The organism is Paraburkholderia lacunae (genome assembly GCF_003353175.1).
In the GTDB taxonomy this organism is placed as follows: Bacteria; Pseudomonadota; Gammaproteobacteria; order Burkholderiales; family Burkholderiaceae; genus Paraburkholderia; species Paraburkholderia lacunae.
This window is the reverse complement of record NZ_QHKS01000030.1, coordinates 1-15,145: the sequence shown is the minus strand read 5'-3', so window position 1 is coordinate 15,145 and position 15,145 is coordinate 1. Positions and strand designations below refer to the sequence as shown.

Annotated in this window: 9 protein-coding genes and 1 pseudogene; 4 read left to right on the top strand and 6 right to left on the bottom strand. The window is 59.5% G+C overall.

The window, feature by feature from the left end; all coding sequences use genetic code 11:
• Nucleotides 1-2: 2 nt before the first annotated feature.
• Both DLM46_RS31890 and DLM46_RS31885 read right to left on the bottom strand, forming a co-directional pair.
• Complete coding sequence (locus tag DLM46_RS31890) at nt 3-2,174, bottom strand: glycosyltransferase family 2 protein (protein ID WP_115107541.1); 2,172 nt, start codon at nt 2,172-2,174, stop codon at nt 3-5.
• Nucleotides 2,171-3,145: a glycosyltransferase family 4 protein gene (locus DLM46_RS31885; RefSeq protein WP_115107538.1), complete on the bottom strand. Its 975-nt coding sequence runs from the start codon at nt 3,143-3,145 to the stop codon at nt 2,171-2,173. Before DLM46_RS31885 ends, DLM46_RS31890 begins: the two co-directional genes overlap by 4 nt.
• Nucleotides 3,146-3,881: 736 nt before the next feature.
• Between DLM46_RS31885 and DLM46_RS31880 the strand changes: the two genes are divergently transcribed.
• Genes DLM46_RS31880 through DLM46_RS31870 form a run of 3 tightly spaced genes read left to right on the top strand, consistent with a single transcriptional unit; the run spans nt 3,882 to nt 7,766 of the window.
• Nucleotides 3,882-4,841 (top strand): UDP-glucose 4-epimerase family protein, encoded by a 960-nt coding sequence (locus DLM46_RS31880; RefSeq protein WP_115107536.1) that lies wholly within the window; start codon nt 3,882-3,884, stop codon nt 4,839-4,841.
• Between the two features lie 10 nt (nt 4,842-4,851).
• Nucleotides 4,852-5,874 (top strand): MraY family glycosyltransferase, encoded by a 1,023-nt coding sequence (locus DLM46_RS31875; RefSeq protein ID WP_115107534.1) that lies wholly within the window; start codon nt 4,852-4,854, stop codon nt 5,872-5,874.
• Between the two features lie 11 nt (nt 5,875-5,885).
• A complete protein-coding gene (locus DLM46_RS31870; protein ID WP_115107531.1) occupies nt 5,886-7,766 on the top strand; it encodes a polysaccharide biosynthesis protein in 1,881 nt (626 codons plus the stop codon).
• Nucleotides 7,767-7,836: 70 nt separating this feature from the next.
• On the opposite strand, the gene DLM46_RS31865 is transcribed toward DLM46_RS31870, so the two are convergent.
• The gene (locus tag DLM46_RS31865) at nt 7,837-8,937 is read right to left on the bottom strand and encodes an MraY family glycosyltransferase (protein ID WP_115107529.1); all 1,101 of its coding nucleotides are present in this window, start codon (nt 8,935-8,937) and stop codon (nt 7,837-7,839) included.
• Nucleotides 8,938-9,206: 269 nt separating this feature from the next.
• On the opposite strand from DLM46_RS31865, the gene DLM46_RS31860 reads away from it, so the two are divergent.
• Nucleotides 9,207-10,778 carry a methyl-accepting chemotaxis protein gene (locus DLM46_RS31860; RefSeq protein WP_115107527.1) on the top strand — a complete coding sequence of 524 codons (1,572 nt, stop codon included), beginning with the start codon at nt 9,207-9,209 and terminating at the stop codon, nt 10,776-10,778.
• A gap of 446 nt (nt 10,779-11,224) precedes the next feature.
• Here DLM46_RS31860 and DLM46_RS31855 read toward each other — a convergent pair whose 3' ends face one another.
• The 3 genes and pseudogenes from DLM46_RS31855 to DLM46_RS31845 form a co-directional block, all read right to left on the bottom strand.
• On the bottom strand, nt 11,225-11,602 hold the full coding sequence (locus tag DLM46_RS31855) for a hypothetical protein (protein ID WP_115107524.1): 378 nt from the start codon (nt 11,600-11,602) through the stop codon (nt 11,225-11,227).
• 63 nt (nt 11,603-11,665) lie between these two features.
• Nucleotides 11,666-12,535, bottom strand: a complete 870-nt coding sequence (locus DLM46_RS31850; protein ID WP_244306444.1) for an integrase domain-containing protein — start codon at nt 12,533-12,535, stop codon at nt 11,666-11,668.
• Nucleotides 12,536-14,700: 2,165 nt separating this feature from the next.
• Nucleotides 14,701-15,145, bottom strand: a pseudogene (locus tag DLM46_RS31845) (IS3 family transposase); the annotation flags it as partial.

Genomic DNA, 15,145 nt, shown 5'->3' with positions numbered 1-15,145 from the left:
TGTTAGAGGAAGTCCGGGACGCGTGAATGCCAAGCCATAGAGAAGTCTTCAGTATCCAGGCTAAGGTTTGGCGAGTAGCAAGGGTCGTTGAGCAATGTTTCGCCCCAGCGCTGCTTCACAAATGCAACCTCTGCGTCAAAACGAGCGATCTTTTCGGGCGTGTCCTCATAGCCGCGCGATGCTGACTCGTGGTGATAGAGCTCAGCGTAGGGCGTCCAAACGTTCCGGTGGCCGGCTTTTTGTACGCGCAAGCAGAAATCAACGTCGTTAAACGCGACTTGCAGCTTCTCGTCGAGGCCGCCAACTTCTCTGAAGATGGACGTGCGAATAACAAGGCACGCAGCGGTGACTGCGCTCATCCGGCTACGCAGTAGCGTGCGGAAGAAATATCCCGGCGCCTTGCGGTCCGAGTGCTTGTGCGAGTGCCCGGCAACGCCTCCAAGGCCGACGATTACACCGCCATGCTGAAGCGTGTCGTTCGGATAGAGAAGCTTGGATCCGACTGCACCAACACCAGGTTGAATGGCGATCGACATCATTTCATACAGCCAGGTCGGCGTGATGACTTCGATGTCGTTATTCATCAGGCAAACAAAGTCCGCTTCACTCGCCAGCCCGACGCGGTTGTTCAGCGCGGAGTAGTTGAAGGGTGAATCGTCCCTGGCGACGCGGATGCGATCATCATCCTTGAAGGATTCAAACAGGTCGAACGTTTCCTGTTCTGTCGACCCGTTGTCGATAATAGTAATCAGGTAATTGTCGTATACCGTCTTTTCACGGATTGAGTCCACGCATTGACGGACCAGGCCCGCAGCATCTCGCGTCGGAATAATAATTTCGACGCGAGGATGTGGATCAGGAATGATGTAGCTGATCTTGTTGAACGCAGGCGCATCGGGAGCCGGTTCCACCTTGCCGGGAACCTTGTTGCGTTCGAGGTGCTCTGCAAGTGCGCGTGCAGCAGCAGACACGGCATAGGGCTTGGCTTCGTGAGTGGACGCGGTGCTTTCCGGAATGACGCGCCAGTGATACAGCACCCGCGGGATGTGATAGATGTTCTCCGCACCGGCCTGGTCCAGCACACGCAATGCGAGATCGTAGTCTTGCGCGCCCTCGAAACCGAGTCTGAACCCACCGATTGCCTTCAACGATGAAGTCTTGTATGCGCCCAAATGACAAATCATATTTTGGTTCAGGAACAAGTCATAGTTGAAGTCGCACTTGAAGTACGGCTCCGACCGAACGCCTTCGACTGAGATCTTGTCTTCGTCGCTGTAAATCAATGCGGCGTTCGGGAACGCACGAATCGCTTCGGCTACATAAAAGAGCGCCAGTGGGTGCAGTTCGTCGTCGTGGTCGAGCAGTGCGACGAACTCACCGGTTGCCATATCGAGCGCCGTGTTGCTCGCAGCGCTGATGTGGCCATTTTCGGTGCGGTACGTTACCTTGAAGCGCCGATCTTTTGCTGCGTATTCGTCAAGGATAGCCTTCACGTGCGGCGACGCGGAGCAATCGTCTGCGATACAGAATTCCCAATTTTCGTAGACTTGATCGAGGACAGAATCGATTGCCTTTCTGAGCCATTTCTCAGGAGTCTGATAGGTCGGCATCACGACGCTGATAAGCGGTTTGTGATCCCATGACGCAGCGCGCTCACGGAGCACGTTGTATCTTTGCCGCGGCGTCTCGTTGATCTTGATCCAGTTTTCGTATGTTAGTTCGGTAACCGGGTTGCCTAGCTGATCGAGCGCGCCGGTATGAGTGGGCACAATATGATACGAATCGAGCAGGCGCTTGATCTGTTCGTTCGAACGGGCGAGGATCTCAATGTTGAAGTCGACAAGGGAAAACAGCCCCGGATGCGCAAGCGGGTCGAACCGCAGGGCGCGCAAAGTCTCAGGAAATGCAATTTCCTGATCCACATTTCCATCGGCGTCGACTGACAGTCGCAGCGCATTTTGCTCCGACATGCCGGTACCGGTGTCCATGTAGAAGATACAAACGGATCGACGTGAGTTGCTCGTTGCGAGACGGAAGGAGATTCGTAACGCGCGCCCGCGCAAGATCTCCCAGTTGGAGATGGAGAACTGAGGATCGCCGTTTGTCGCTTTCCAATCGAAGGCCTGATCGGAGGAGGCCTCGACATTGCTCAATGGTTGTAAATCGAATTTCATTTTGTCGTCAGGGAGCTGTAGATGGATTGCAGGGGCTGAACCACGTTCTGCCAATTCAGTTGCTGTCGGGCGCTGTCGGTCTGGGGCTTCACGTCCGCTTTTGCCGCATCGCGAATGGCGCGGGCAATGCTGTCGGTATCCGCGGGGTCGAGATATTCGACACGGGTTCCGAAATATTCCTTTGTCGAACCCACTTCAGTAATCGCAGCCCTGCATCCTGCCGCGTAGGCTTCCAAAGCGGCGAGGCCGGGTGTTTCTAGTGTGCTTGGCAGGCAGAATACGTCGCAGGCGGCATACGCGGAGCGCAGTAGCTCAGAGTCGTGTGGCAGGGGGCCGAGATAGATGACTTGGTCGCCCCCTTCATCGCGGCAGGCGCGTGCATAAGCTGTATCGCGTTCATGGCCGATCAGTACGAGCTTCAATTCCGGCATCGACTTCATTGCCCTGACTAGTTGCAGCTGATTCTTGCGCGGCTCGATATTGCCGACGTTGAGAACAAACTTCTCATGCAGATCGAAGTGGGAGCGGAACAAATCCGGAGAGACCTTTTCGTAGAACGTGTTTTCGACACCGTTCAACACGGTCACAAATTTTTCGCGCGGTAAATCGAATACCCGTGCAAGCGTCTCACACTCAATATCCGAGTTCGCCACCACCCGATCCGCCAGCGAAAACTGATGATGAATCTCGCCGATCGGATAAAGATGCTTGGTCTCCTCCGTCACCCAAAGGCTGGACGAAACCACCAACGGCAAGCCCAGCTGTTTAACAAAGTTGCAGAAGTGGACCGAGCCACCGACGCACGAGAAGAAGTGGACCACGTCATGTTCGAGGAACCGTGGGTTCCATGGATCGAACAGCGTGACGTCCACGCCGTGAGCGGGAAGATGCTTGTGATACGCAAGCAGCTGTATTTCTCCGCCTCCGGGCGTATGGAAGGCCATTGGGTAAGTGGCGAACAACACTTTCATGGGTGGGGCTCTATCTGCTCAAACGTTTATTCAGATCAACACTTAATGCCGGCGCGCGGGCGGCATGACGCGTCCGCGATCATGCGGCTCGCAAAGGCGATCCGTGAAATGCGTGACTGCGATCCGGCCGGCACGTTGCGCAACGTGCGCGTTTCGGCGCAACGCAATGCTCAGCGGTAACAGTGGTAACCAAGTGTTGGCTCGCCGGAGCGTGGGCCGTTGCGTACCCGCGTCGCTCGGGGGCGAAACTGATTGTGCTGTCGAGCACGTCGGATCGAAACCGCGAATTCCACATGCGCGAATATGTTTGAGATGTTAAGAAGTGTTCGGACCGGGCTTCTGGGTGGCTTGTCCGTTTTATCATCACGACCCGAGACATCCGCCGTGCTTTCAGTCTGTTAGCTGCGCGCATATTTTAGCGCCTAACGCTTATCAGGAGCGGACTGAAGCGGAAGCTGCCCGCTTACAATACGCCTTCCAAACGAATTCCCTTATAAGCATCGCCGATGCCAGATTGTATCGTGTCTCATCAGCCTGTCCCGCCGTATCGAGGCGTAGGCGGCGCAAGCCTCACTGCAGCACGATCGCGCCATCAATCGCCGCGCATCGGCGCGACGACGGTGGTTGCGGCTCGTAGTGGGCCGGGCAAGCCCGCTCCAGACCGCAAGCGTGCGTCCCGCCTTGCAAATGGGATGATGTACCGTCCGGCCAGCATCCGCTCATGCGAGGCCGGTCGATGACTCAGCACGTGTTGATTACCGGCGCCAACGGTTTCGTCGGCAAGGCGGTTTCGCGCGCATTGCTGCAGCGCGGCGACCGTGTCACGGGTCTGGTGCGTCGGCCGCAAACGACCGCGGACGGAGTCCGCGAATGGGTCTTCGCCGCCAACGACTTCGAGGGCATCGACGAACGGTGGCCCGTGTCGCTGCACTGCGATGCCGTCATCCATCTCGCTGCCCGCGTGCACATGATGCGGGAAACGACGGCCGATCCGCTTGCCGCGTACCGCTCCACCAACGTCACGGGCACCTTGCGCGTAGCCGCGGCCGCGCGCCGCGCTGGGGCGCGCCGCTTCGTTTTTGTCAGCAGCATCAAAGCGGTTGCGGAGAGCAGTTCGGGCTGTCCTATTGGGGAAGACGACACCCCCACCCCGGACGACCCCTACGGCATCTCCAAACTCGAAGCCGAGCGCGCATTGGTCGAGTACGGCCATAAGTCGGGCCTCGAAATCGTGATCGTCCGGCCACCGCTCGTCTACGGGCCCGGTGTGAGGGCCAACTTTCTGCAACTTATGCGCGCGATCGCGAATGGCATCCCGCTGCCGCTCGGCGCGATCGGGGCGCGGCGCAGCCTTGTATTTGTCGACAACCTCGCGGACGCGCTAGTGCACTGCACAATCGACCCCCGCGCCGCCGGCCAGACCTTCCACGTCACCGACGGTCGCGATCTGAGCGTCGCCGAACTGGCGCGGGCGCTCGCCACGCAACTGCACGCGCCGGCACGCCTTGTCCCGGTTCCTGTCGGCCTGCTGCGTCTCGCTGGCCGCCTGACGGGCCGCTCGGCCCAGATCGACCGGCTGGTCGGCGAATTGCGGCTGGACAGTTCCCATATTTGCGAATGTCTCGGCTGGTATCCGCCCCATACCGTTGAACATGGCCTGCTGGAGACAGCGGCCTGGTATCGCTCTACCCACTGACCTATTCGACATGCCGATCGCTTCACTCCTTGCCGATCCAGCCGTGCATCTGTTCCTTTTTGGACTGGTTGCGCTGTGCGCATGCGCCGCGATTCTGTGGGCTTTGCTCAGGAGCGGCCTCGCCTGGCGCCTCGCCACCGACATCCCCAACGATCGCTCGCTGCATACGCGCCCGACACCGCGCGTCGGCGGCTGGGGCATCGTGCCGGTGGTCGTGATCCTGATCTGGCTCGCGGTGCCCGCGCTGTGGCTGCCGGCTCTCGCGGCAGCGCTGCTGGCCACCTTGTCGCAGATCGACGACCGCCGCGGTTTGCCCGCGCGAGTGCGATTCGGCGGCCACGCCCTGGCGGTGGCGGCGCTGGTCGCCGTCTACCCGGCCGACGTGCCCTGGTGGGCGCTTGCCGCGCTGGCGTTCTTACTCGTCTGGCTGGTCAATTTGTACAACTTTATGGACGGCTCCGACGGCCTTGCCGGCGGCATGGCGCTGTTCGGCTTCGGCGGCTACGCGATCGCCGCGTCGATCGCTTCGCATCCGGACCCCGCGCTCGCGCTCGCCTGCGCGGCCGTGGCGGGGGCAGCGGCGGGTTTTCTTCTGTTCAACTTCCATCCCGCGCGAATTTTTCTCGGCGACGCCGGTTCGATCCCGCTCGGATTCCTCGCGGGTGCCCTTGGTTATTGGGGCTGGCGCGAAGGCGTATGGCCAATCTGGTTTCCGGCGGTAAGTTTTGCTCCTTTTATCGGCGATGCATCGGTAACTTTGCTCAAACGTTTGGCCCGTGGCGAAAAATTTTGGCAAGCGCACCGCGAACACTACTATCAAAGACTGGTGCAGGCCGGGTTCGGCCATGCGTCGACGGCGCGAGTTTGGTATTTCTTCATGGCGGCGGGCATAATGCTTGCTTTGTGGGCGATGGGTCTTGCCGTGGTGTATCAATGGCTGGTTGTCGTTGTCTGGGCTGCTGTGCTTGTGCTTGCCGGTGTTTGCATTGATCGGTATTGGCGGCGTCACTTGTCCCGTTCCGGGCAATCCTGAGGTTCTGCGCAATGAAAAGATTCAAAGCCCGATGGCTTTCGTTCAGTGCGTTTGCGTTTGATTTGTGCGCGGTGGCTCTGGCCTGGATGATGGCGTACGTGATCCGTTTCAACGGTCCGGTGCCCGACCCGTTCTGGTGGGGCGGGCTGCATGCGCTGGTCTGGGTACTGGTGATCTACGCCGTCATGTTCCGCGGCTACGGGCTGTATCGCGGCATGTGGGTCTTCGCCAGCCTGCCCGACCTCGTGCGGATCGCGAAGGCGATCGGCGTCGGGGCGCTGGTCGTCGTCATCGGTTCGGCGCTTGTGCAGCCGAGCCCAGTGGTGCCGCGCTCCGTCCTGATCGTTTCGCCGATGCTGCTGTTCCTTGCCATGGGCGGTTCGCGCGCGCTGTACCGCGCGGCCAAGGAGTTTTACCGCTACGGCGGGCTGGTCGGGCAGGGCAAGCCCGTGCTGGTGCTCGGCGCAGGCAATGCGGGCGCGAACCTCGTGCGTGAGCTGAAGCGCTCCGGCGAATGGCGGCTCGCGGGTCTGCTCGACGACGATCCGGTCAAACAGGGCCGCGAAATCTACGGCTATCGCGTACTCGGCACCATCAGCGATCTGCACAAGATCACCGCCGAAATGAAGGTCGAGCACGTGATCATTGCCGTACCGTCGGCTTCGGTGGAAGTGCATCGGCGGATTGCAACGCTGTGCGTGCGCGCTGGCGTGCGCGCCATGACGCTGCCGGCGCTCACGCCGCTCACGCAGGGCCAGGCGTTCCTGTCGCGGGTCCGCCAGATCGATCTGGAAGACCTGCTGGGCCGCGATCCGGTGACGATCGATACGCAGCACGTCGAAGCGCTGCTCAAGAACCGCGTCGTGATGGTGACCGGCGCGGGCGGTTCGATCGGCTCCGAACTGTGCAGGCAGATCCTGCGCTACGGGCCGGTGCAACTGGTGGCGTTCGATATTTCCGAATTTTCGATCTACCGGCTCAACGAAGAGCTACGCGACAAGTATCCCGAGGTATCGGTAGTGCCGATCATCGGCGACGTGAAGGATTCCTTGCTGCTCGACCAGGTGATGGCGCGGTACTGCCCGCACATCGTCTTTCATGCGGCGGCGTACAAGCACGTGCCGCTGATGGAAGAGGTCAATACGTGGCAGGCGGTGCGCAACAACGTGCTCGGCACGTATCGCGTCGCGCGTGCTGCGATCCGTCACGACGTCGCCCGCTTCGTGTTGATTTCCACCGACAAGGCCGTCAATCCGACCAACGTGATGGGCGCGAGCAAGCGCCTGGCGGAGATGGCCTGTTCGGCGTTGCAGCAGCAGGGCACGAAGCGTACGCAGTTCGAAACGGTGCGGTTCGGCAATGTGCTCGGCAGCGCCGGCAGCGTGATTCCGAAGTTCCAGGAGCAGATTGCGCGTGGTGGCCCGGTGACGGTCACGCATCCGGAAATCACCCGCTTTTTCATGACGATTCCGGAAGCGTCGCAGCTGGTGTTGCAGGCGTCGAGCATGGGACATGGCGGCGAAATCTTCATCCTCGACATGGGCAAGCCGGTGCGGATCGCCGACCTCGCGCACGACCTGATTCGCCTATACGGCTTCACCGAGGAGCAGATCCGCGTTGTGTTCACCGGTCTGCGCCCGGGCGAGAAACTGTACGAAGAGCTTCTCGCCGACGACGAAACCACCACGCGCACGCCGCATCCGAAGCTGCGCATCGCGCGGGCGCGTGAAGTGCCCGACAGCCTCATCGACAATCTGCTGCCCTGGCTGATGCAGCACCGCGTGCCGAGCGACGACGAAGTGCGCCGCGATCTGCGCCGCTGGGTGCCGGAATATCAACCGGCCAGCGCTCCGGCGTTGCGCAGTGTTACCGCGGCCACGCGGGCTTCCTAGAAAGTGCGATGGCCGCTGTGGCCGCTATCGGGGCAACAAGGAAAAAGGCGCTTCTGAGCGCCTTTTTCTATTACCGCCGACCCTTCCTCACCACCAACCACCGCGGCGACTTGAACCGCACGATGCTCATATACAGCCAGACATAAGTCGCCGCGAACACCACCACAAAGCAGAACAGATGCAGCGTGTGCCGCCAGAACAAGGTCGCCGGCACGACGGCGATCAGGCATAGCAGCCAGAGATACGGTGAAGTCAGCGAATTGCGCCGCGTCAATTCCCGCGCAGTCTTCACACCCACCGCCCAGCGCATCAGCCGCTTATAAACGAGCATGTGCAGATGCACACCGTCGGGAATCCCCGGCGACATCCCGCGAATGAACTTCTTCCGGTAGATCGAGAAGCAGGTCTCGAAGATCGGGTACATGAAGAGCAGCACCGGATACCACGCGGACACGTCGCGATTGCGCATCACCAGCATGATCGACAGTTCGGCGAGCATGAAGCCGATGAAATACGCACCGCCGTCGCCGAGAAAGATCAGCCCGGCCGGAAAATTCCAGATAAAGAAGCCGAGCACCGCGCCCATCATCATGAACGATGCCGACAGCACGATCGGATCGGACACCTGGAACGCCACATAAGCGAGCGACGCGAACATCATGAACGCGACCATCGAAGCGAGGCCGTTGAAGCCGTCGATGATATTGATCGCATTGGCGAGCGCCGCGACGGCCAGCACGGTGACCGCGCAGGAGATCACCGCGTACGACAGCAGAAAGTCGAGCGGCGGCACGCTGATGCGCGTGACGGCGATATTCAGCAGGAAGTAGGCGAGGGCGGCGGCCGCCATCGTGCAGACGAGCCGCGCGAGCGGCGACACGCGCTTGGTCAGATCCTCGACCAGGCCCGAGCCGAACGCCGGCATGCCGCACGCAATCAGCCCCAGAATGCCGCCCGAAACGGCCGGATACGTGTGATGCAGCTGCACCGCCGAAACGATCAGCCCGATCAGAATCCCGGTCCCGCCGATGCGCGGCACGGGGCGCACGTGGAATTTCTGCACGCCGGCCAGATCGGTGTCGGTGGAGAATTTTTCATGCAGATGCGCATAGCGCACGATCAACAGCGTGATCAGCAGTGAAACGAGAAAGCCGAGCGCAAAACTAAGCATGAAAGTGGGCCTGAGCGAAGAAGCCGAATTATACAAATGAAATGCGCTGCGCCCGAAAAAGCAGCAGTCGCATGGATCATCCGAATTATCCCAGATAGTGAGTCCAAAGCGCCCAGCAAAGCCCCGCCTGTCATGGATTCCACCTATTTAACCGGGTTTCGCGAAGGCCGTTAACCTGGATGCGGCGAAGTGTAATTGGCGCATCAAACAACACCGCGCCGGCGTTTTCCCGATTTCGCCGCCGACCGACCCGACGTTCCGGAGACCCAATGCTCAACAACATCACCATTCGTGGCGGGCTGACGCTAGTGATCAGCGTGTTCGTCGCTTTCCTGCTGACCGTGATCGGTGTCGGCTACGGCGCGCTCAAGCTCGCGAATAGCAGCCTCGACGAAACCCAGCGCAGCGCGGCCGCGCTATCGCATCTGAAGGCGAGCTCCGAGAAGCTGCTGCAGGTGCAGCTCGCAGTCGGCACGTATCAGACGCTCTTCAGCGTCGGCAAGCAGACCGACGATCTGTTGCCGGCCGCGCACAAGGTGTTGGTCGAGTCGAACAAGGAATTCCGCAATTACATGGCGGGTCCGTTCGCCAACGAACAAGAGCAGAAGCTCGCGCAGGCTGTCGAGCAGGCGCGAACGGCACTCGTCGACAAGGCCATCGAGCCGGAATTCAAGGCGCTCAACGACTTCGACTTCAACACCTTCCGCAATATTCAGGGCGATACGGCGAACAGCTTTTACGCGGCCTATTCGAAGGCCATCGACGCGCTCGAGCACGTGCAAGTCGACAACCAGCACCAGCAGGCCGAAACCGGCGCGCAGCGTTTCCGTCTCGCGACGCTGCTGTTCGCGGCGATTGGCGCGATTGCGATCGTGATCGGCGTGGCGGCGCGGATCGGTTTGTCGGCGGCGCTGATCAAGCCGGTGAACGCGACTGTCAAGCACTTCGAACGGATTGCGGCGGGCGATCTGACCGCCACAATCGCGAGCAAATCTCGTAACGAAATGGGCCAACTGCTTGGCGCGTTGACGAGGATGCGCGATGGCCTCGTCGACACCGTCGCGAAGGTGCGCGGCAGCACCAGCGCGATCACGCAGGGTGCGAACGAGATCGCCGCGGGCAATGCGGATCTTTCCTCGCGTACGGAGCAGCAGGCGGCCGCTCTTCAGCAGACCGCGGCGAGCATCGAGCAACTGTCGGCGACAGTGAAGCAGAACGCTGACAACGCGAAGCAGGCGAACCGTCTTGCCGAAGGCGCGCTGGATACAGTAACGCGTGGCGGCACGGTGGTGTCGCGTGTTACCGATACCATGGCCGGAATTACCGAGTCGTCGCGCAAGGTGGCTGAGATCATTGGCATGATCGAGGGGATTGCATTCCAGACGAACATTTTGGCGTTGAATGCGGCGGTCGAAGCGGCGCGCGCTGGCGAACAGGGGCGTGGCTTTGCGGTGGTGGCGTCGGAGGTGCGCAGTCTTGCACAGCGTTCGGGCACGGCAGCCAAGGAGATCAAGGGCCTGATTGGCGAATCGGCGGCGAAAGTCGAGGAAGGAGCGGCGCTGGTTGCCGACGCCGGCAAAACGATGGAGGAGGCGTTGCAATCGGTCCAGCGGGTAGCCGGCATCATGGCGGATATTGAGGCGGCCGCAGCGGAGCAAAGCGACGGCATCGAGCAGGTCAACAAAGCCATTAGCCAGATCGACCAGGTAACCCAGCACAATGCCGCTCTCGTCGAAGAAGCGGCGGCGGCGGCCAAGTCGCTGGAGGCGCAAGCGGATATCCTGCGCGATGCTGTTGCAGTGTTTTCCACACGTGAGGTTGCGGTCTCGATGCGAGGATGATGCTCCACATCGGCTTCGGGGAGCATCATCGCCGGCCGTGCTCGGCCCGGCGCGAATTGCTCCCGTTGTACCAGATGGGTGGCGTCCGACAAGGGTGCTGCCGGACCGAAGTGTCACGTCCCAACGGGGACTGCGGGGCGAGGTCATACATCCGCGCGGGATGCACATAAGTGGACTCGCGAAAGCTCGTAGAGCCATTGGATTACGTTGACCGGACCTTATTGAAAACCGGTTGGTGGTGGTAGTCGTTTGGGTTCCTGCGTGTCGTGGATCTCCGGAAATATCCGCGCGCTGCCCGGTGAAACGTTGAGTCGACATGCTTGGTCCTTGTTTCCAGACGTTAATTTGGCGTCGAACTCGCCAATATGCGGCCGCAAGAAGGCCTGCGGCCCCCTTTGCGACACTTTAACGATTGATCGAGGTGATAGATGGCGGGTTCCCACGAGTCATCGCGCCGCAGCGGCGAGTATCTTCACGAAGCGGTAATTGCCGTTCTTATCGTTGGCGAGTCGTTGTCGCTTTACGCGCACACTCAATGGCGCGAGCTGTTCCATGGTGCAACCTGATTCCAGCAGAATCATCCTGATCCCAACGAGGTTCATCAACAATAGTTCGACGTTCACACATTCCGACGATTGCCGCTCCACGAAGCTGGCCAATGCCGCTGCGTCTAGGTCTTCGAGTCGAGGGGGGAGTTTCCCGTACTGGACGAGAAACCGCTCGAGCGACAGCCATGCGTCTAGCATGATAGTGCTCATGGTGCTGTTGCTTCCAATTTTGTCGATGCAGCGCATTGCCTGATTTTTCAGTGAGGATTCCGTCATATCAAAACTCCCTGGCCTTGGTTGGATGCGCTATCTAGATTTCGAACCGTTGGTGTCAGCTCGTCAGACGTGAGTCATGCGGTGCACACCGGAATCGGTTCGGCCAACGGGATAGCCGCTAAGGGCGCTGTGTCGAAGCTTGGCCTCGTGGCGTGCAGTAGCGCGAGGGAGCTTATTCGGAGGGCTGCGCCTGTGAGCTTCGTCCTGGCGAAGGGAAATCTGGCCTTCGAACCTGGCTTTGATAGGCTGACAATAGTGTTCAAGAATCATCTGGGCGCGAGTAGGCCCGTGGCCCATCGATTCGCTGAGTTGGACCAGTACCTCGTACGGTGCAATGCCGGAGTCCAGCATTTCGGACGCGGCCGTTAGCGCATACGTATAGCGGAGAGAATGGAAACTTACCTGGCCGACCATTCCTGCGCGACGAAGTAGCGCTTTTAGTCGGTTCATCGCTGATTTCAGTGTTCTTCCGCTACCAGTGATCAGCTCGAAATTGCGCTCGTGGCAGTAGGCCAAGGCTGACCTGATTGACTCGATCGTATCCTCGCGTTTGCTATGGATTATCCGCACGTCTCTGGGTCTCGCGTTTTTCGCGCCTCTCATGAGCGGAATGCTGCTCTCGCCACGCGTGAGTGCGTCAAGCCACATTTGCAGATCGCGTGAGCACATCAATGCCTCTTTACGTCGTAGGCCAAGGTGCAGCGCAAGCGAGATTAAATGCATCAGTCCAATGTCTGTGCGCCTCGCTGTGGCTAGCAGTTCTTGAATTTCGCTGGCGGTTTGAGCGCGCTTTGTGCCTTTGCGCACCCTTCGCGTCAAACGGAGTCTCCTGTTGCCGCACGTTTCGTCGATATTGCGTCCCGCGGTCCCGGACGTAACCCGGATTGCCGAAAATATGTTTGCCAGGGTGCCGGCAGCCTTTCTCTGCGCCATGCAGTACTGGGCGTAGGCATGAATTACCCATGCTGGCAGTTGGCCGATTGAGGCGTGTAGTTCCCCGACTTGCCTCGCGAAGCGCAGAAGACCGGTCGTATCAAAACGTCTGTTCTGCTGCGTCCCATAGCTTCCGCCTGCCTTTTTGCTGCTGACTGCTGCACTGTGTATTGCTTGTGACATCATGCCCATCGCCTTAGCCTCCTTGTAGGTCCGCAAGAAAACTTACGTTCGCGTGTGCGGGATGCGCGAACGGGCCCCGGTCACGATCAGTTCGTGACTTATCTTCATCGTCATGCGATGTCATCAATAACGTGCCGACGGACTGGGGTCGTGAAGGAACCGGGCGCGTGCGTTGGAGGTGTTCGTAATAGGAGGTGGAAGGGCGGGTGAGGCGTTGAGCTTGAGGATCCGTTACGGATGGAGCCCTTCGGTTTGCAAGTCGTGAGGGGATGGATGCCCGAAAAGGACGCTATCGACGCGGAGCGACCGACAGTCGCGAAAGCGCGTTGCTTCCAGGTGCCGTAAGACACCTGCCTTTTGAGCTTTTTGAGTGCCGAAGTCGGCGTTTGAGACGCTCGCGGGTTCCGTTAGCTTTAGCTACTAACGGACAGGAGGTCGGTTGACTATTCTTCACGCAGCATGAGCTGGCGCGAGGTAGGCCATATGTGGTGAATGCATGACTCTGCATCAGAGTTTCGCATTGGCCGCCGTGCTTAGCGCGGTAACTAGGCTGGAGCCATAGGCAGCGTTGTGCGCGGCGTATGGGAGGTGGTCAAGGGAATTTAACTTGAATAGTTTTAGAGAGTCGGCCGTGTATTGATGCCGCGCACTCAAGTCAGATGACTTGCTGATCTTAAAGCTGAATCGCGTTGAGAAAAGCTAGTTCAACAGCGTGGCTATAGTCGGTATCGAAGCGAAGGATTACGAACAGCTAACATTGACTGTCGGTGAAGCCGCGAACCTTCTCTTTTGGGCAAGGTTCGCCTGGAACCTTGAGTCAAGCAATGAATGTTTCCGAGCATCTCGCGGAACGCTCCTTTGTCGACGCCTCAAATGTAGCCATGATGCGTCAAGCGGTTCCGGGCTGGCTCGGTTTTCGCACTTCGACCTACGATCGCAGAAATGAGTATGCCAGCACGGGCTGACAAGCGTATTGCAAAAATCAGGGGAAATCCCCCCCAAACCCCCTGAAACAGAGGGTGTGATTGTCGATGCTCGTGACGTGAGCGAACGGTGCATGTCGCACGGCAATACCTTTAAAAGTTATTAAATCATAGGAATGGAGCGGGCGCTAGAGGGTAGCGTGGAATATCGCTGTGGCCGCTAAAAGTCGTTTGCAGAAGGAGATAACCCGCCGCTCTCATTCAGTAAGGCGCGATGTGTAATGACGCAGGTTCCGGAGTCGGAGTGGAGAGAGCAAACTCGCGCGTGCGAGCATTCTTGGGAGTAGAAGACTGTGGGAACCGCTTCCAGACTCTTGGGCCAGAGTGCGGATCACAAGCATTTCCGGCGAATCGCTACAGAGCAAGGGGTCAAGCCGCGCTCACATACCGGAGACGTCTCTCAAAAAGTCGTTCGGCGTCTCGCGGGTACCCGCTGCGATAGCTACATCTACGGAGTACTCACTCCGCGTTGCGATCATGCCGGAAATAGGGCGAATCTCGCCGCGGCGGCGGTACGAATGGCGTGGGCTGATGCTTGAAATCTGCATCATCGATTTTGTGGCCGCAGTGCGGGCAATGCAGCCCAGGGGTATGTGCCGTGACGGGACGCTGCATGCCGGCAATGCGCCGTTCTCGCTCTTTGCGAAGGCCTCGGTTCATGGACCAGTAAATTCCTGTCATCATAAATGTGACGCCCAATACCGGCCACCCGATGTCCATGCTTATCCCCCTGCTGTCGCGGTGCAAGTAGCATAGCATTGCGGGGTGAAGTGCGCGTGCTTGCCGCGCCCGCCATTCAGAATTTATACTGCTACCCAGCGTCTTCGACGCATCGACTTTAGCCGCCATAGCCGCCGCGTTTTTCTTGAGCCGGCCTGACGGAGAGGGCGTTCGCCCGTTCTTCCTACTTCATTTTTGTGACGTCATTTGCGGCTAGCTTTGTGCTGTCCGCCGTATGGGCCGTCTCTCCTGTTTCATCTCCCCCGCGTGTCTGCATNTCAGGAAGAACCGCTCCATCACCGAATTGTCCCAACAATTTCCCTTGCGGCTCATGCTGCAAACCACGTGATGATGCCGGAGCAAGGCCTGGTATTCATCGCTCGCATACTGGCTGCCCCGGTCCGAATGCAGGACCAGTCCGGGCGCGGGCCGGCGCTGCTGTAGCGCCATGGCCAGTGCCGACATGACCAGTCCGGCCGGCATGATGGGCGCCATCGACCAGCCGACCACCTTGCGTGAGTACAGGTCCAGTACGACCGCCAGATACAGCCAGCCCTGCGCCGTGCGGATATACGTGATGTCCGAAACCCACGCGCGATTGGGCTCGGCCACGTCAAACTGCCGGTCAAGCACGTTCTCTGCCACGGGTAGCGTATGCCTGCTGTCGGTCGTCGAGACGAACTTGCGCTTCCAGCTCGTGCGCAGGCCTGCTTCGCGCATCAGC